General features: G+C 65.4%; 11 protein-coding genes. 5 read left to right on the forward strand and 6 right to left on the reverse strand.

Annotation, left to right across the window (positions count from 1 at the left end):
* Nucleotides 1–13: 13 nt before the first annotated feature.
* A complete protein-coding gene (locus HY699_04670) occupies nucleotides 14–7,411 on the reverse strand; it encodes an ATP-binding protein (GenBank protein MBI4515094.1) in 7,398 nt (2,465 codons plus the stop codon).
* Nucleotides 7,412–7,899: 488 nt separating this feature from the next.
* Here HY699_04670 and HY699_04675 point away from each other — a divergent pair, with 488 nt between their 5' ends.
* Nucleotides 7,900–9,183 carry a family 1 glycosylhydrolase gene (locus HY699_04675; protein MBI4515095.1) on the forward strand — a complete coding sequence of 428 codons (1,284 nt, stop codon included), beginning with the start codon at nucleotides 7,900–7,902 and terminating at the stop codon, nucleotides 9,181–9,183.
* Between the two features lie 7 nt (nucleotides 9,184–9,190).
* On the opposite strand, the gene ilvD is transcribed toward HY699_04675, so the two are convergent.
* From ilvD to HY699_04695, 4 genes are all read right to left on the reverse strand, one after another.
* Nucleotides 9,191–11,059, reverse strand: a complete 1,869-nt coding sequence (ilvD, locus tag HY699_04680; protein MBI4515096.1) for a dihydroxy-acid dehydratase — start codon at nucleotides 11,057–11,059, stop codon at nucleotides 9,191–9,193.
* 76 nt (nucleotides 11,060–11,135) lie between these two features.
* Nucleotides 11,136–12,713 carry a (2Fe-2S)-binding protein gene (locus tag HY699_04685; protein MBI4515097.1) on the reverse strand — a complete coding sequence of 526 codons (1,578 nt, stop codon included), beginning with the start codon at nucleotides 12,711–12,713 and terminating at the stop codon, nucleotides 11,136–11,138.
* 11 nt (nucleotides 12,714–12,724) lie between these two features.
* Complete coding sequence (gene nuoF / locus HY699_04690) at nucleotides 12,725–14,020, reverse strand: NADH-quinone oxidoreductase subunit NuoF (protein ID MBI4515098.1); 1,296 nt, start codon at nucleotides 14,018–14,020, stop codon at nucleotides 12,725–12,727.
* A gap of 24 nt (nucleotides 14,021–14,044) precedes the next feature.
* Nucleotides 14,045–14,569, reverse strand: coding sequence for an NADH-quinone oxidoreductase subunit B (locus tag HY699_04695; GenBank protein ID MBI4515099.1), 525 nt, complete (start codon nucleotides 14,567–14,569; stop codon nucleotides 14,045–14,047).
* A 180-nt stretch (nucleotides 14,570–14,749) separates the two neighbouring features.
* Between HY699_04695 and HY699_04700 the strand changes: the two genes are divergently transcribed.
* The 3 genes from HY699_04700 (at nucleotide 14,750) to efp (ending at nucleotide 16,309) form a co-directional block, all read left to right on the forward strand.
* The gene (locus HY699_04700) at nucleotides 14,750–15,280 is read left to right on the forward strand and encodes a hypothetical protein (protein ID MBI4515100.1); all 531 of its coding nucleotides are present in this window, start codon (nucleotides 14,750–14,752) and stop codon (nucleotides 15,278–15,280) included.
* Nucleotides 15,281–15,317: 37 nt separating this feature from the next.
* Nucleotides 15,318–15,641 carry a cupin domain-containing protein gene (locus tag HY699_04705; protein ID MBI4515101.1) on the forward strand — a complete coding sequence of 108 codons (324 nt, stop codon included), beginning with the start codon at nucleotides 15,318–15,320 and terminating at the stop codon, nucleotides 15,639–15,641.
* Between the two features lie 104 nt (nucleotides 15,642–15,745).
* Nucleotides 15,746–16,309, forward strand: coding sequence for an elongation factor P (gene efp / locus HY699_04710; protein ID MBI4515102.1), 564 nt, complete (start codon nucleotides 15,746–15,748; stop codon nucleotides 16,307–16,309).
* A 34-nt stretch (nucleotides 16,310–16,343) separates the two neighbouring features.
* On the opposite strand, the gene lhgO is transcribed toward efp, so the two are convergent.
* The gene (lhgO, locus tag HY699_04715; GenBank protein ID MBI4515103.1) at nucleotides 16,344–17,558 is read right to left on the reverse strand and encodes an L-2-hydroxyglutarate oxidase; all 1,215 of its coding nucleotides are present in this window, start codon (nucleotides 17,556–17,558) and stop codon (nucleotides 16,344–16,346) included.
* Nucleotides 17,559–17,625: 67 nt separating this feature from the next.
* Between lhgO and rfbC the strand changes: the two genes are divergently transcribed.
* Nucleotides 17,626–18,195, forward strand: a complete 570-nt coding sequence (gene rfbC / locus HY699_04720; GenBank protein MBI4515104.1) for a dTDP-4-dehydrorhamnose 3,5-epimerase — start codon at nucleotides 17,626–17,628, stop codon at nucleotides 18,193–18,195.
* The last annotated feature ends 180 nt before the right edge of the window (nucleotides 18,196–18,375 follow it).

The following is an 18,375-nucleotide window of genomic DNA, read 5'->3' on the forward strand; positions in this document are numbered from 1 at the left end:
TCCCTCCCTGGCCTCACCTCATGCACTCAATGAGGTCGGTGGTCTTTTGCACGATGCGCCCGTCAAGCGTGGGGTCTGCATCGGCATACTTGCGTGCCAGCTCCATCGGAACGATATGGAGCAAGAAGCCGTAGCGGTCGTATTGCGCCGGGTCTGGTTCAAGCATCAGCGTCAAGGTCAGCAGACGCAGCGCTTGTTCGAGATCAAGCCGGTCGAACCAATCCTCGATGGCGGGTCGTTCGCTGGGGCGCAGAAGGTCGCGGATCGTGTCCTTCACGACACCGCGAGCATCGGCGACGGTGAACCCGAGGTCCTTGTCTAGCGGGGAGCGTTCGCTCAGCCGCCGGTCACGGATCGGGGCCCGGGCACCACCGAGGAAGTAGCGTTGGCGTGCCACGGCGAACAGGACAAGTTGGAAGCCGGCGCGCAGGGTCTCGGGGCGTAGCCGCGGTGATGTCCTCTCGTCTTCCTCACTGGCCTCCCGATAGCCCAACCCGTCATACCGAATGTTCTCGATGAAGCGCCATACGACCGAGTCCTCCCCGGGAGCGTTCCCCACAACTGCCTCGGCGTCGGGCTTGGTCAGCACCTCGCGCCGATCGGCTTCGAGGCGTTCGACCAATAGGCGCCCGTATGTTTGCAGCACCCACGGGATGCAGTAGCTCCGGTCGAGGAACGTGTCATACGCGGCTCTCCCTTCTGCCTCGCTCCGCCACTTCAGTTGCAGGTCCCCACCCTCCAACTGACCAAGTAATTTGCGGCCTGCATCCCGGGAGAGTGCGGTCAGCACAATGGCTTTCCGGTCGAAGCTGCTCCCCTCTGTGAAGTGGTAAAAAGGACTACCTTGCGAGGCAAGGCGGCTGATGACCGAGTATCCAACCATGACGAAGCGCGCCAGGCCGTCGTCGTTCATCCCACGCAGCTCGTGGATGAACGGGCTGTCCTTCTCGACGAGTTCGTCCACTTCATTGAGCAGGAACACGGGTATCATCCCGCGGCCTTTCAGCTCTTGGCCGAAGACGCGCAGTGCTTCTCGTGGGGCCAATCCAGCGTTGAGCTGGGGCGTCCCTTGGGGCGTGAGGGCCTTCAGCTCTGTGTCCACAGCTGCAATAAACGAATTGCGGTCCCCCACGCCTTCGAGGTTAACGTAGATCGGCAGAAGGTCCCGCTCAGTTTGCGCCCAATAGCGCACTTGGTTGAGCAGACTGGTCTTGCCCACGCGCCGGCAGCCGACAACCAGGATGCTCGTCCGCCGGATGTTCACGCGAATGAAATCAAGCTCGTCGTCGCGCCCGAAGAACAAGCGGCTGCCCGGCGGCAGGGATCCGGCGGTTTGAAACGGCGAGAACGCGCTAAGGCGAAGCTGCGCACGCGCCTTGCGGATGAGGTTATCCTTCATGCTGCCAACCCAGGCAGCGTCGATCAGGTCACGCAATCCAAACACAGCCAGCTTGCGGGACGGGTCGAGGCCGAGCGTTTGCGCCCTCGATCCGATCACCATGACGCGACAGGGGGGATGATCGCCTTCGTCCCCCCGAACCTTCCCGGCGGCCCGAGCTTCTTCCTTACGCCGGGTATCGATTGTCGTGCGTTGCGCTTCGGCCGCGTCGACCGCGCCGCTCAGTGCATCGAGCGACGTGCTGCTGTCGTCACCCGTCCAAAGAACGTGGGTGTGTCCTCCATCGCCGGCAGCGGCCCCGGCGTGAGCAATACGGAAAGCAAGGGCGCCCACGCCGGCCAAGGGCGCATCCCAGTCGGCCGAGGCCGCCGGCAACCTGGTCGCTGAATCTCCACGAAACAGTTCTCGCACCGCCCGCTCGACCTCGTCATCGTCCTGCCCTGCCCACACACGGGCAAGGCGGCGCAAACAGCGCAGGTCTTCCCGGGTGGTCTGCGGCATGAGTCGCTGGAGATCTGGCTCGGACAAATCGACCAAGTCGGTTGGCGAGACCGCCTCCGCAGGGGACCGATCCGGCCCGACGAGCTTGGCGTATACCGCGGTGTCCCGCTGTGGGCCCGGCGGTATGGCGTCGTACAATCGACGAATGAGTTCCCGGTACGGCGAAACGGTGCGGAACACGCTGCCCAGCCAAGTGCCGATCCCGAGGTCTGCGAGGTGGCGAAATGTCTTTTCACGCCGCTCTTTGCTGCGGCCCAGTATTACGTCCGTGAGGCCACAGCGACCACCCTCTGCGGTGCCGGCCGTACCGAACCCTTCGACGCGCAGAAACTGCGGAGGACTTCTATCGGAACTCAGGCGGTCGAGACTCTCCTTCGTGAACGTCTCGCCAGTTTGTTGCAGCATTTTTGGCGCGCTGGTGATGGTGCTCGATCGGTGTGTGTCCGCCGACACATGCCCAGGGGCGACTTCTGCAAACTTGAGAGACGTCGCCGCCTCAGCACCCGCCAACGTTGCGATCAGGTCGAAGGCATCCAGTGCTGCCAGCTCGGCCTTCAGGAGGTTCGCCACATCATCGCGCGCAAGGAACTCGGTCAAGCCTTCGCGGCTGCGCCCGTCTCTTGTCTTGGTCCAGCGGAGATGCCGGAGAACAAGCCGGGGATCACCACCGAGCCGAGCAACGAGCTTGGTGGCGTCAACCTCCCCGATTCGCAGCTCCTTTGCCGCCAAGGCGGAGAGTTCTGTGTGCAACTGCGCCCCACTGGCCGATTCTGATGCATCATGAGGGGCGTGCCCGGCGATCAGTTGAATCGGGCCCAGGCCGAGAGGTCGTAAACGGCAGGCATGCAGCGAGGAGATCAGCACGATCACCCGAGGACCCTGCCGCTGTTCAGCCCAGTCTCGCAGCGCCGCCAGGCCGGCCCCCAGCGTGCCAGGCGACTCCCCGTCCACGAGCCGCTGAATGAGCTCGTCGACGGGAGCAAACAAGAGCGGCGGGAGGTTACCCGGTGGGAGGTGGAGATCATCGACGAGGCCGCGAGCGCGTTCCTCAATCAGCGGTGCGTCCAACGGGCGCGCCGAATACCGGCGGCCGTCACCCTGGTCGCGAACGACGCCGTCAAGATCGAGTTGCTGGAACCCTAAGCGTTGCCGGCAGTCGGTGATGAACGACTCGCGCCCAAGGTCGGCATCGAGCACCGCAAGAACGACCTGTGCTGTGCTCTGCCTTATCGCTTCGCAAAATGCCTCGTAGGCCCTCGGTACGGCCAAGGCAAGGGTCAACTGGTCGATCCTCCTGGGCTCTGGAAGCGGAAGCTGCCAAGTTTCCTCGGACCGAAAGCCCGAACGATCGACCAGCCGAACACCCACCGATACGGCTCTTTGACCTGGGAGGATATAGCCGGAAAGTTGGACCTCGTGGCTCGCAGTTCTACCAGGATACTCTGGGAGGTCGAGCCGCGCTTTGGTCTGACCCGGCAGCGACAGCCCTGCTTGGTGATCAGTCTCGGCATCGAAAAGGAGGCTGACGTCCCGGAGCTGTCTGGTCCCCTCGGGGGTGACCCGGACTCGCAAGCGGACACGGTTGCTTTCATCCAGCGCGCAGTCGCCGACAGCGACACGCGGCCGCACCAAGGACGTGACGTACCGGCGCTCACATTCCAAGACGTCGCGCAGGACACCGCGCGTGCGCTCGACCAGCTTCACCGCATAGGGAAGCCACTGACCGCGATCCGCGATCGGTTGAACGTTGGCCACTTCCTTGCGGTCAAGAGCGTGCAACGCGGTGGCGATCCAGCCCGCCCGTGCGCTTAGAAGATCTTGATCGGCGGGCAGTTGGTCGCGAGGCAGTATGCTTCGCAGGCCAGCGATGAGATCCGAAAGTGCCCCCTCTGCGCCGGTGAGCGAGTACGCAGTTTCGGCCAACTTCCGCAAACACGAAAGCGCCGCCTCCCGGTGGCGCACCCATTGTGCATCCGGGTAAAGCTGGCCGTGACACCGGTGTAAGCCGACCAGGGCTGACAGCAGCAGGTGGGTAGGGCCGCTCTTGATAGCCGGCCGCAGCGCGGTCGCGAGCTGGTCGAGAATGTCCGCCGACGGAGTTACGGGCGCCTCCGTGCCTTCAAGGATTGCCGACACCGCTTCGAAGTCGCGCCGGGCCGCCGAATCCCAAGGGAGAACCGCAAGGCAAGCGGCAATCAGTGACGGCGGCAACTCGATCAGGTCCGGAACCAGGTGCCGCAATAGACCGCCGTCGCCTCGAACTTCGCGTTGTGCGGCTTGGAGCAGCAGCCGCGCGAACTCGGTGCAAAACCAGGGGAAGGCGAAGTACTTCGCGTCAAGCTGAGCAGCGCGCAACCCGGACACCGGTCGCTGTCGCCGCCCAATGCGCTGTAGCCACAAGACTGCCAGCGCGTCGAGGTCCCTGGGTGTGCTGCCTTGGGCCGAAATGCGTCGCTGTAACTCGGTGCGCAGTGGGCCATCCCAACCGTGCTGCGTGTCCGGTACGTGGTATAGCACGAGCCGGAGCTGGCGAGGCGTCAGTTTCTCGATCAGCTCGGTTATTTCCGCCGGCACCCTCACTGCGCGCTCTGCCAAAAAGCGCAGGACCAAGATCCGTGCGTCGCGCGTCCGGCACGTCGGCAAGATTTCCGAGAATGGCCGGTTGGCAACCTGGAGGTCGTAGATTGCGCGCGCCGCTTCGGCGGGGGGCCTTGCCCACGCCGGACTGGTCGTCTCAATAGGTTGCGCGTGCAACTGCTCCAAGAATGTCACGACCTTCTTCCATGTGGCCTCGCGATCCTGCGCGGTCACCCGTGAGAACACACTCAGCGCGCCCGCGCTTGTCAGGGCACCGATCGCCAAGCCATCGGGCTCACCCATAACGACGAGTTGGCGCACCGGCTCGTCGATCTGGTGGGTCCAGATCCGCCCGCCGTCTGAAGCTCTTACGAGGTCGAGATTGCCGTCTTCGGTTCCAGTGAGGAAATAGGGCTGGCCGTCGATCGAGACGCTGTCGACGCTGCGAATGCCTCCGTCGAGCCGGCAGGTCCAGGCCAGGCGCTGCACCTCGCTCTGCTGACTCAGGTCGGCGCACCACAACAGGCCGTCACGCGCTCCTACTACGGCGAACTGCGGGGAGTTGGATGCGCTGAAGCGCACTGCAAGTGCACCAGTCCCCAGTGCCCATAACCATCGGCGGGAGGTGAGACGGCCGCCTTGATCCAGCCGGTACAACACCGCCGGTCCTGCCCGACCAGTGCAGGCAATCAGTCGATAGGCACCTGCACCGTCCGTGCTGAGGTCGATCGCGGACACGTCGGCGAGATCCAGTATCTGCTCACTGGTCGGCTGAATGCTGCTTCCTACTAGGAGGTAGGTACACAGATGTGACCGGTGCTGTTGACGCAAGACGACGGCAATAAGCGCGGAGTCGGCGTTGGCGGGGCACGTGGCAGCGGCGGTGACATTGCCGCCAGGGGGGGCTTGAAGTTTCTGCACGCAGCGAAGCTCGTTACCAGGCGATGCGAGCGCGTACACGTACAGACTGCCCGAGCCCGAGACGAGCAGCAGGCGATCCTGTTTATCGGCGCGTACGCGTAGGACGCTGCGGATTACGTCGTTATCCATGTCCGGAAACACCGGCATAGAATGGGGCAGCTTAACTCGCCCCGAACGATCCAAGGTGGTCACGGTCACGGAGTTCCGTTCAGCCGCGGCCAGCCATCTTTCCCCCGTGCGACCGTGCACAGAGCAACTAACCGAGGCCAGGCCCACCACATCGCGCGGGTGTTGGCTGATGCCGAACCGAAAAGTGTCCGCGGGTAAATAAGTGTTGACCCAGCGTTCGAGCCCAAACGTGACTCGCTCGATCAGGTCGTCGATTCCGCGAGGTTCTGCACCATGCCACACGTCGTCGCGGTTGCGGCGTGCGCGCTGCTGCAACTGCTCGAACGCCGGATCGCTTGGCGCAGTGGGCCAACTGAGGGCGCGCACCGTGCGATCAATCTGCTCGCGAATCGCCAGCGGCGCCTGATTTGAGTAGACGCTCCAGAGAAGCGCTGGAATGAAGTCAACCCCATCGGGCAGCAACCGCGGAGGGTCGGCAGCGGAGATGCGTCGTTCCAGCGCCTGCAGGAGGGGCGCAACAGCAGGCGACTGAACTCGAGGGTCGGCGGTCGAGGAAACGAGGCCAGCAACCTGTGCGACCAGGTCAGCCCGCTGCTGGGGCGAAGCTCGGTCGGCTTCCTTAAGAACGCTCTCGACCACGGCGACCAAGAGCGGGCGCCGCTGCGAGTCGGAAAGGCCATCGGTGCGAGCGGCCTTGATCCGCTCTTCAGCACTGTCCAGGCGAAGATGTTGCCAACAGGCCTCCCAGCGTTCTCGGATGAGGTCGCGGCCAACATATTGCAGCCGGTTTAGTCGACCGTCGCTGAATGCCACCATCAGATCCGGCCACCGCGTTCGTGAGGCTGCGTCATCGGACGGCGGCAGGAAGGCCAGAGCAACGGGAGAATCGCCCACCCGTTGCCGCCACAGCTCCTCCGTGGCGCCATACCTTCCACAGAATGCAATCAATTGCCGATGGTCGCATCCGGCAATGCCCCGCGTCTGCACTTCCAGATCACGCCGGCATACGGCGATGGCAGTAACCGACTCCACGCTCAGTGAGGCACGCTGCCAGTCGTCAGCTTCGCAGTAGAGTCGGATAATTTCGTCGCCGACTGCAAGACAGAGGGCGCTACCGTCCCACGCGACAGCCTGTGGACCCCGCCGCGCACGTGCCAGAACCGCGCGCGCCTCCGCAGCAGCCTTCTCCGGAATTCCGGCAAACGGGTCGATCCCAGCCGCGGTTGAGAAGTTCCACTCCTCCAGGGCCGTGGGCAGACGCGGATCGGGGATGCCCTGCCAGCCCCCAACTCCGTTGGTCTCCATATCGTCCGCAGCCGGCTCCAGCCTCGGTCTGTCGGCTTCGAGCCACACCAAACCATGATAAGCGACGACGGTGAAGGGTTCCTCCGTGTCTTGCGGGATACGCCGGACCACAATCCAGAGGTCCGAGCGCAGCCCCACACGGCGCTGCTGGTTGGTCACCGCGACCGAGACGACGTGATCCCACAGCGGATCAAACCCGTTCAGTCGCCGCGGTTCACATACAGCGCCGAGATTATCCGCCCGACCGACGATCACCCAGCCGGCCGTGGTCACCATGACGTACAGTCCAGTCTTGCCGCGATCATTCGCAGTAGCAGCGACAAGGCGGCAGGGCGGCCAGTCTTGCCCGATGTTAATTTCACCAAAACCACTGCCGATTACTCGGCTAGAGGCAACCAACACGAGTTCGTCTTCAAGATGGTCGACAAGTATTTCGACAGCTTTCCAGTTGCCTGGCTGGTCTTGGTCGGTGAGGTCTTGAAGACCATGCAGCTGCTTGGCTGTCAGCAGGCGGTGTTCGCCGCCGATCGCTGCATCCGACACTGCTCCTTCACGGACAGTAACGGGCTCCTGCGCCACCGGTGTGTTATCTCCCCCTAACAATCCAATCCGACTCCTACCTTACATTCGACCGCCAGTGCAAGGCTCACGAGCAGTTAATTCAGTCCCTAGAACCAACGGACCGTGATTAGGAGCGCTGGGTTCCCTCTGGTCCAGGGCGACACGCGCGTGAACATCGCCAAGGCGTGAGTCACGGCCTCGGCTGGCCGCACTCCGGATTCGGGGGGCCAGGTTAGATCGTGCCCTTCCCCCCACAGTACTCCGCCCCGCGGGCGAACAGGCCGGTGTCCTCCGACTACCCCTAATCCGGCGCTAAGGTTTTCAGGAGTTGCGCAAGCCCTTGTGGTCAGCGGCCGAAAGCGCTGCATCTATGCGACCCTGCGGGTTCTGCGGCAGCCGTGCGTGGCCTGGCCCGGCGATGCTTAGCGCCGGATTAGGGACTACGCCCGCCCGTTTGCGCCGCCGCTGATTCGTGGTATCCGAGCGGCTCGTTTGCGGAGGGCACGATGATCGAGCGCACGCTGGAGTTTCCGTCCGACTTCGTTTGGGGCAGCGCCACGGCGGCCCACCAGGTCGAGGGCGATAATCGCCACAACAACTGGTGGGCTCACGAGTTGGCCCCCGACACCAACGCCATCGAGCCCTCCGGGATCACCTGCGATCACTACCATCGCTTCGCCGAGGATTTCCGGCTGACCAAGTCGCTGGGCCACACCGCCCACCGCCTGTCGATCGAGTGGAGCCGGATCGAGCCGCGCGAGGGCGAGATCAACCGCACCGAGATCGAGCACTATCGCGTCGTGCTCTCGACCCTGCGCGAACTCGGCATCGAGCCTTGGGTGACGCTGCACCACTTCACCGAACCGCAGTGGCTGGCGCAGCGCGGCGGTATGTCACGGGCTGAGAACATCGAGGCTTTCCGCCGCTTCGTCGAGCTGGCGGCGAAACAGTACGGCGACCTGGTCAGCCACTGGTGCACGATCAACGAACCGACCGTGGTTGCCGAGCTGGGTTTCCGCTTCGGCTACTTTCCGCCGCGGCTGCACGAAGAGGCGCTGGCAACGCAGGCGCTGGGCAATTTCTTGCGCGCCCACACCCAAGCCGCACAAACGCTGCGCGCCCACGCCCGCTTGTCGCCCAGCGTCGGCATCACCCTAGCCGTGCAGCAACACGAGCCGCTGCACGCCGAGAACCAGGCCGACCGGGCGCTGGCGCTCCGCCGTGACGCCGAGTCCACCGGCGCCTGCTACGAGGCGCTGCGCACCGGCGTGTTCCGCTACCCCGGCCAGCCGGCGGTGGAGATCCCGGGGCTGAGGCAAGCGTCCGACTTCGTCGGCGTGCAGTACTACACCCGCATGCGCTACTCGGCCGCGGAAGGCGGCCCGGCGCTGCAGCCGGATCCCGACCGCACGCTGACGCAGATGGCGTGGGAGATCTACCCGGAGGGCTTGGCCCCATTGCTGCGACGCGCCGCTTTTACCGGCCTGCCGGTCTACGTCACCGAGAACGGCGTCTGCCACGATGACGACCGCATTCGGGTCGAGTACATCGCCGACCACCTCGCCGCCGTCGAGCAAGTGCGGCGCGAGGGCGCCGACATCCGCGGCTACTTCTACTGGTCGCTGATGGACAACTTCGAGTGGAATTTCGGTTACGGGCCTAAGTTCGGCCTGGTCGCCATCGACCGGCAGACGCTGGCGCGCCACCCGCGCCAGAGCGCCCATTTTTTTGCCGAGATTGCCCGCAGCGGAAAGGTGACGCCGGAGCTGGTGCGGCGTTTCATGAGTTGAGCCGGCACTAGCGCCGCACCTGCTCGAGGTCACGCACCGCACCGCGCGCGGCACTGGTGGTCAGCAGGGCGTAAGCCTGCAAAGCCTTGGACACCGGCCGATTGCGCCCGCTCGGCTGCCATGCCTGTGGGCCGCGCGCCAGCATCGCGGCGCGGCGCCGCTCGAGTTCCGCGGCCTCGACTTCGACGTCGATCCGCCGGCTGGGGATGTCGATACAAACGCGGTCGCCCTCCTCGATCAGGGCGATGGTGCCGCCTTCTGCGGCCTCCGGTGAGACGTGCCCGATGCTCAGTCCCGAGGTGCCCCCGCTGAAACGGCCGTCGGTGATCAGGGCACAGACTTTTCCCAGATTCTTCGACTTCAGGTACGAGGTCGGGTAGAGCATTTCCTGCATGCCCGGCCCGCCCTTCGGCCCTTCGTAACGAATCACGACGACGTCGCCGGGCTTGATCTTGTCGGCCAGGATCGCGGTGCAGGCGTCTTCCTGCGAGTGGAAGATGCGCGCCGGACCTGCGAACTTCCAGATCGACGGTTCGACCCCGGCGGTCTTCACGATGCAGCCGTCGGCGGCGAGATTGCCGTACAGGACGGCGAGCCCGCCGTCCTGGCTATAGGCGTGCGCCACCTCGCGGATACAGCCGCTGGCCACGTCGAGATCGGCTTCGCTGTAGTAGAGCTCCTGCGCGAACGCCTTGGTGGTGCGTGCACCGCCGGGAGCCGCCAGCGAGCGCCGCCGCGCGGTCTCACTGGCAGTGGGCCGGCGGATGTCGTTGGCATCGATCGCTTCACCGATATCGGCAGCATGCACGGTCTTGACCTGGCGATGAATCAGGCCGGCGCGATCGAGGGCGCCGAGGATGGTATGGATGCCGCCGGCGCGGTTGACGTCCTCGACGTGATAGTCCGGCAGCGAAGGCGCCACCTTGGCGATGTTGGGAACTTTGCGCGAAAGCCGATCGATGTCCTGCATCGTGAACGGCACGCCCGCTTCATGGGCAATGGCGAGGATGTGCAGCACGGTGTTGGTTGAGCCGCCCATGGCGATGTCGAGTGTCATGGCGTTCTCGAAAGCCTCGAAGGTCGCGACGTTGCGCGGCAGTATGCTGGCATCGCGGCCGAGGTAATAGCGCCGCGCCAGCTCGACGATGCCGCGGCCGGCTTGCTCGAACAGCTGCCAGCGCAGCGCGTGCGTGGCCAGCAGCGTGCCGTTGCCCGGCAGGGCCAGGCCGAGTGCTTCAGTGAGACAGTTCATGCTGTTGGCGGTGAACATGCCCGAGCACGACCCACAGGTCGGGCAGGCGTCCTGTTCGAGCTTGAGCAGCTTGTCGTCGCTGACGGCGCTGTCGCCGGCGGCAATCATGGCGTCGATCAGATCGATCTTCGGCAGCGGCTTGCCGGCGGCATCGTGGGTACCGGCCGCCTTGCCCGCTTCCATTGGCCCGCCGGAAACGAAGATGGTGGGGAGGTTCAGCCGCATTGCCGCCATCAGCATACCCGGGGTGATCTTGTCACAATTGGAGATGCACAGTAGCGCATCGGCAACGTGGGCCTGCACCATGTACTCGACACTGTCGGCAATCAGGTCGCGGCTCGGCAACGAGTACAGCATACCGCCGTGGCCCATGGCGATGCCGTCGTCGATGGCGATGGTGTCGAACTCGACGCCGACGCCGCCGGCGGCATCGATGATCTGCTTCACCCGTTGCCCGACGTCGTGCAGATGCACGTGCCCGGGCACGAACTGGGTGAAGCTGTTGGCGATGGCGATGATCGGCTTATCGAAATCGGCATCGCGAAAGCCGGTGGCGCGCCACAGCGCGCGCGCCCCCGCCATGTTGCGGCCATGGGTGGTAATGCGACTGCGATAGGCATTCATGCGCGCGAGTTTACACTGCGGCAGCGCGATAGCCAACGCGCGCGATGCTCGCGCAAGAGTGCGTCGTTACCTGCCGCTAGGCTGCCAGCTCGGCGCCGTGCACGCCGATGGCGGCGTAGTCGAGCGCCGCAAACGCGGGGGTGTTACGGGCAAGCTCGCTGAAAACGGCTTCGGCCGAGGGGTAGAGCTTCCAGCCGGCCGCGCGGCGGCCCAGATGAGACAACAGCTCCCAGCCCTCCAGCGCCTGTGCCGGCGGCACGAACGCCCGGCGCGCCAACTGCACCCGCCGCGTGCGGTTGGTGAAGGTGCCGGTGGTCTCGACCACGGTGGCGATCGGCAACAGCACATCGGCGATCTCGGCGGTAGCGTGGCCGTCGGTATCGATGACGGCCACGAAGTCGAGCTTCTCCGCCACCTGATCGAGCCACTCTTGGCCCTGTGACGGCGCCAGATCGGCGCGCCACAGCACCAGCGCTTTCAACTCCCCGGCCTCAGCGGCGCGTAGGATTGCCGGCGCATCCGGCGACAACCCGAGTGCTCGCAGCCCGGCGGTGTTGGGGTTCTTGTCGGCGTCGATGAGAAAATCGTCGCGCGAGGCTTGGGCGGGCGACCAGGAGAGACCGGCCAACCGACTGCCCGCAAAGCCCTCACGGAACAGCCGCGCGAAGAGATAGGCCTCCTCGTTCGACGCCTGCGCCGAGACCAGCGCCCCGATACAGTGAGCGCCGTAACGGTCGCGGACCTCGTGCAGAGCGCGGACTAGCAACCCCTGCGCCGCCTCGGCCGCTGCCCCTACCCACTCCCCGCCCTCGCGGATCATCGGCTTGAGCAGCCTCCGCTCGCTGTGCAGCCGGCGAAAGCTGCCCCGGCCTTCATCGCACATCCAGTACTTGTTCACCGCCTCGTTCTCGCGCGGGCGAAAACGGAACACTTGGCCGCGGCGGTGATGGACGTCGATGTTGCAGCCGGTGGCGCACGCGGTGCACACCGAGGCGGTGTGGTCGAGGTACCACACGCGTGCTTGGAAACGGAACTCCTTGTTAGTCAGAGCGCCGACCGGGCAGATATCGACGATGTTGCCGGAGTACGGGTTGTCGACGCGCTGGCCTGGGAAGATGTCGATGCGGTTCTGCGTGCCGCGCTGGAAGATGCCCAGCTCGCGGGTCTTGGTGACCTCGTCGAGAAAGCGCACGCAGCGGGTGCAGAGGATGCAGCGCTCCTGATCGAGCATGATCAGGCGGCCAACGTCGAGCGCCTTGCCCTTGCGGAGCTTCTCGGCCAGCGGCATCCGACTCGGCTGGCGGTCGTGATCCATGTAGTAGTCTTGCAGCTTACACTCGCCGGCCTGGTCGCAGATGGGGCAGTCGATCGGATGGTTGAGCAGGAGGAACTCGAGCACTCCCGCGCGCACTTGCTTGACGCGCTCGCTCTGCGTGCGCACCACCATGCCCTCGCCCGCCCGGGTGTTACAGGCGATTTGCAGCTTCGGCATCTTCTCGATTTCGACCAGGCACATGCGGCAGTTGCCGGCGACGGAGAGGCCGGGGTGATAGCAATAGTGCGGGATCTCGATGCCGAGCTGCTCGGCGGCTTGGATCAGATTGGTGCCGTCCGCCACCGTGAGCTGCTGGCCGTCGATTTCTAGTGTCGGCATGGTTCACCCACTTACGAAGCCGCGGCTTGGTGCGGGCGGGCGGCGAGCCGTTGCGGGCAGCCGCCCAGGCGCAAGTGCTCTTCGAACTCGTCGCGGAACTTGGCGATGAAGCTCTTCACCGGCATGGCGGCGGCGTCGGCGAGCACACAGACGGTGTTGCCCATCATGTTGTCGGCCACTTGCAACAGCAGCTCGAGGTCGCGCGGGTCGGCGCCGCCGTCTTCGAGATGCGTGAGCAGGCGGTAGAGCCAAGGGGTCCCTTCGCGGCAAGGGGTACATTGGCCGCACGACTCGTGGGCGTAGAAGTGGGCGATCACCTTGAGCGCCTTCACCATGCAGGTGTCTTCGTCCATGACGATGACGCCGCAGGAGCCCAGCAGCGAGCCGGCCTTGGCCACCGACTCGAAATCCATCGCCACGTCGATCTCGTCGGCGCGCAGCACCGGCACCGACGAGCCGCCGGGGATTACCGCCTTGAGGCGCTTGCCGCCCGAGATGCCGCCGGCGAAGTCGTAGATCACCTCGCGCAGCGGCGTGCCCATCGGCGCCTCGTAGACGCCGGGGCGCTGGACGTGGCCGCTGACGCAGAACAGCTTGGGCCCCGGCGACTTCTCCGGTCCGATCGCTTTGAACCACTTGGCGCCGCGGTTGATGATCGGCACCACACAGGCCAGCGTCTCGACGTTGTTGACGATAGTGGGGGCACCGAAGATGCCGTAGGTGGCCGGAAACGGCGGCTTCACCCGCGGGTAGGCGCGCTTGCCTTCGAGCGCTTCGATCAGCCCGGTCTCCTCGCCGCAGATGTACGCTCCCGCCCCGCGGTGCACGTAGACCTCGAGCGCGTAGCCGGTGCCCAAGATGTTGTCACCGAGATAGCCGCGCGCGCGGGCTTCGGCCAGCGCCTCCTCCAGCCGCTGGGCGCCGCGGGCAAACTCACCGCGGATGAAGATATACGCCGTGTGACAGCCGATGGCGTAGGCGGAGATGATGATGCCTTCGAGCAGCAGGTGGGGGTTGTGCTCGATGATCTGGCGATCCTTGAAGGTGCCCGGCTCGCTCTCGTCGGCGTTGCACAGCAGGTAGGTCTTGGGCGCGTTCTTCGGCAAAAAGCCCCACTTCACGCCGGTGGGAAAGCCGGCGCCGCCGCGGCCGCGCAGGCCCGAGTCCTTCACTTCTTCGGTGATCTGCGCCGGCTGCATCTCGGTCAGGGCCTTGCGAACGGCGCTGTAACCGCCGTCGGCCTCGTAGACTTCGAGGCGCCGGAGATCGGGCACCTGCTCGTGGCGCAGGAGAATCTTCTCGCTCATGAGCGCTCGCGGTGGGGCGCGCCGTCAGCTGGGCTCGGCCACGGCGGCGAGCAGCTTCTGTTTTTGACGCTGGATCTTGCGCTGCAGCGCCATCAGCGCGTCGAGCACCGTCTCGGGCCGCGGCGGACAGCCGGGGACGTAGACGTCCACCGGAATGATGCGGTCGATCCCGGGCAGGGTGGAGTAGTTGTCGTAGAAGCCGCCGGTCGAGGCACAGGCGCCGAACGACATAACCCACTTGGGCTCGGCCATCTGGTCGTAGACGCGCTTGAGGATCGGCGCTTGCCGGCAAGTGACCGTGCCGATGACCATCAGCAGGTCCGACTGGCGCGGGGTGAAGCGGGGCAGCAAGGCGCCGAAGCGGTCGATATCGTATGGCGCCATCGAGATCGACATGAACTCCATCGCGCAACAGGCGGTGGCAAACGGGTACGGGAAGAGCGAAAACTTGCGGGCCCAGCCCAGGGCTTTGTCCACCGTGGTGAGCACCACACTATCAGCCAGCAGGGCCTCGGGCCCTTGCCCAATCGACGCGGTCGGCTTTGCCATGTGACTCCCAGGTCGCGGCGAGCCGCGACTCCGAAGTTGCGCGACCTTTATCACTTAGGACCCGGTAGTCAACGCGCCGCGGCGGCACGGCCACTAATGGTCGAGCGCGGCGGGCTTATCGCGTGCAACCGCTGCCTCCCGGTTCCCTTTTGCTTGCGATCATGGTTCAACTCACGCTGCGTGAGCGACTTCATCAACCTCTGGCTGCACCTGCTCGGCCTGGCTGCGTACTTCGGCGCCACCCTGGCCGTGCTGCTGATGGTCTTGCCGCCGGCGATGGCGCAGCCCGACCCGGCAGTGCGCCGGCGCCAGCTCGCCGCCGCGTTGCAGGTTTACAACCCCTTGGTGATTGCCGCGCTGGGCGTGGCACTGATGACCGGCGCCTTCAATCTAACCAGCTACAAGGCCGCGCTACGCGGCGCCTTCTTTACGGAACTGGGCTCGTTGCTGGTGTGGAAGCTCGGCCTCGCCTTCGTGCTGATCATGCTGGCAACCTACGGCGCCTTCGGGCTCGGACACCGCCTGGTGCGCTTTGAGCAGTGGGGCGAGCCGGTGGAGGCGGACAAAGAGGCCGCCATGATCCGCCGCCTGCGGGCAACCTTGCTGCTGGCGCTCGTGCTCACCGCGATGATCACCGCACTGGGCTTGCGCCTTGCGCCGCGCGGATTGCCCACGCCGCCTCCGGTGCAGCCGAAGCAAACTTCCGCCTGAGAACGGCAGCGCGGGCGGCAGTTCGGGAGAGGATGCCATGGAAGTTTTCAAACACGCCGGCAGCCTGGCGGCGTTCGCGCCGGCCAAGCTGCAGAAGGTCAACCTCTTCGATAGCGAGCGCATGTTCTGCGATGTCTACGGCCTCGAGCCGGGGCAGGAGCAGAAGGCCCATAGCCATGCGGGCAGTGACAAGGTCTACTACGTCATCGCCGGCAGCGGGCGGTTGCAGATCGGGGCCGAGAGCCGGGAGGTCGGCGCGGGCCACGCGGTGTTTGCCCCCGCCGGCTCCAGCCACGCGGTGCACAACCCCGGGCCGGAGCGGCTGACCCTGCTGGTGTTCATGGCGCCCAAGCCCTCGTAGCCCGAGCCCAGGCGTTGCGGCGCCGGGCCTCGGGTGCTAAGGTCCGGCCGCAAATTCGCCGGACAGCCGCGCATCATTTCCATCCCGTTGGAGGTTACCCTCTCATGCTGATTCCAGCCACCCATCTTCGTGTCGGTATGGTCATCAACTACCAGAACGACCTCTACCGCATCACGAACGTCGTCCACGTAACCCCGGGCAATTGGCGCGGCATGGTGCAAACCAAGATGCGCAGTATCCGTACCGGCACGCAGACCGAAAACCGCTTCCGCTCGGAAGATAAGGTCGACCGCATCACCTTCGAGCAGCACGAGATGGAGTTCCTCTACCACGACGGCGACGACTACCACTTCATGAATACGGAGAACTACGAGCAGATCGCCATGAACGCCGAGGACCTCGGCGACGTGGTCAACTACCTCATCCCCAACTCGAAGATCCAGGTGGATTTCTACGAAGAGAAGCCCGTCGGCGTCTCGCTGCCCAAGACCGTCGATCTCAAGGTCACCGAGACCGCCCCCGGCCTCAAGACCGCCACGGTGACCAACGTACTCAAGCCCGCCACCACCGAGACCGGCCTGGTGGTGCAAGTCCCCAACTTCATCAATGAAGGCGACATGATTCGCGTCGATACCGACACCGGCGAGTACCTTTCGCGCGCGAAGTGAGGCCGCGCTCAAGCAACGCGGCCGAGCGCAATAGTCACCGCTGCTCGCGCCAGCCGAACGCCTGCCCGGCCCGCTCGGCGATCGCTTCGCCGATCAGCAACGAGGCGGTAGCGGCGGGGGATGGGGCGTTGAGGACGTGGATCACGCGCTCGCCCGCTTGAATCGCGAAGTCATCGACCAGCGCACCGCTGGGATCGAGCGCTTGTGCCCGCACCCCGGCACCGCCGGGCTCAAGATCGCTTTCGTGCAGCTCCGGCAGCAGGCGTTGCAGGGCGCGCACGAAGGCGCGCTTGCTGAAAGAGCGGTACATCTCCCCGAGTCCAGTGCGCCAGAATTTGGCGGCCAGGCGGATGAAGCCGATGAAGGTCAGCGCCTCCCAGGCATCGCGCGGATTGAAGTCGGTCTTGCCGTAGCCTTCGCGCTTGAGGCTGAGCACCGCGTTCGGACCGGCTTCGACGCCGCCGCCGATCATGCGCGTGAAGTGTACCCCGAGGAACGGAAAGGCCGGGTCGGGCACCGGGTAGATCAGCGCCTGCACCAGCGACTGCCGCTCCGGCAGCAAGCGGTAGTACTCACCGCGAAAGGGCACGATGCGCAGCGGCGGTTGAAAACCTGCCAGGCGGGCGATGCGGTCGCAGTGCAAGCCGGCGCAATTGATCAGATTGCGCGCCCGCACGCCGCCGCCGTTGGTCTCGATCGCCCAGCCGCCCCCGTCGCGGGCAATGGCCAGCACGCGCGCGGCGGTGCGCACCTCGCCGCCGCGGTGGCGCACGATCTCGGCGTACTTCTGCGCCACGGCAACGTAGTCAACGATGCCGGTGGCCGGCACGTGCAAAGCTTTCAGACCGGCAGCGTGGGGCTCGATCTCGCGCAGGCGCTCGCGGCCGATCTCCTCGAGTTGTACGCCGTTGGCGAGGCCGCGCCGCCGCAGTTCTTCCAGGCGCGGCAACTCCGCCGGCGTGGTCGCCACCACCACCTTGCCGCAGAGTTCGTGCGCCAAGCCGTGCTCGTGGCAGAACGCCACCAGCCGCCGCGCCCCGGCCACCGTCATCTGCGCCTTGAGCGAGCCCGGCCGGTAGTACAGCCCGGAGTGGATCACGCCGCTGTTGTGCCCGGTCTGGTGCTGCGCCAGCGCGCCTTCCTTCTCCAGCACCAGCGGCGGTGCCTGCGGATAGCGCCGGCTCACCGCCAGCGCGGTCGCCAGCCCCACAATCCCGCCGCCGATAATGACCGCCTCAGCCTCTGGCATCGGCCCGCCTCGTGCGTTTGAGTCCCGCCATACATTGGTCAATACTCCAGCGCCGACGGAGACCGCAATGCGACGCGAACCGAGCCAAATTTCCGCCCTCACCGTCTTCACCGCCAAACACTTCGCCGACGAGCGCGGCTTCCTGTTGCAGTCATGGGTGAAGCAAGACCTCGAGGCGCTCGGCCTCCCCAGCGCTTTCAAGCAGGCGATCCAAACTTTCTCCAAGCGCGCCGTGGTGCGAGGCCTGCACTTCCAGTGGGACCCGCCGATGGGCAAGCTGGTGCGCTGTGTGGCCGGCGCCATCATCGACGTGGTGGTCGACGTGCGCCACGGCTCCCCCACCCTCGGTGACCACGTCGCCGTCGAGCTGAGCGGGCGCAACCATCAAGTCATCTGGGTGCCTCCCGGTTTCGCTCACGGTACGCTGGCGCTCGCGGATGACACCATCGTGCTCTACGAATGCACGGCCGAGCACGGGCCCGGGCGCGAGGGCGGTATCTTGTGGGACGATCCCGCCCTTGCCATCGCCTGGCCGCTGCCCGCCGGCGCTGCCGCCCTCGTCTCCGAGAAAGATCGCCAGGCCCCTACCCTGGCGCAATGGTTGGTCGATCCGCGCTCGCAGCACTTCAAGTACTGAGAGGCCTTCCTAGCGCGGGCTGACGCCCGCAACCCAAAGCTCGACAGGGTATTCCGTCATGCCCGCAATCCCTAAGCGGGCATCCAGGGGCGGTGAGGCTCCGGATGGATTCCCGCCTTCGCGGGAATGACGGAGGGAAATCTGCGCGCGACGCCAAGACTTTCGGCCATAGTAGCTCAG

The organism is Deltaproteobacteria bacterium (assembly GCA_016210005.1).
Taxonomy (GTDB): domain Bacteria; phylum Desulfobacterota; class Binatia; order HRBIN30; family JACQVA1; genus JACQVA1.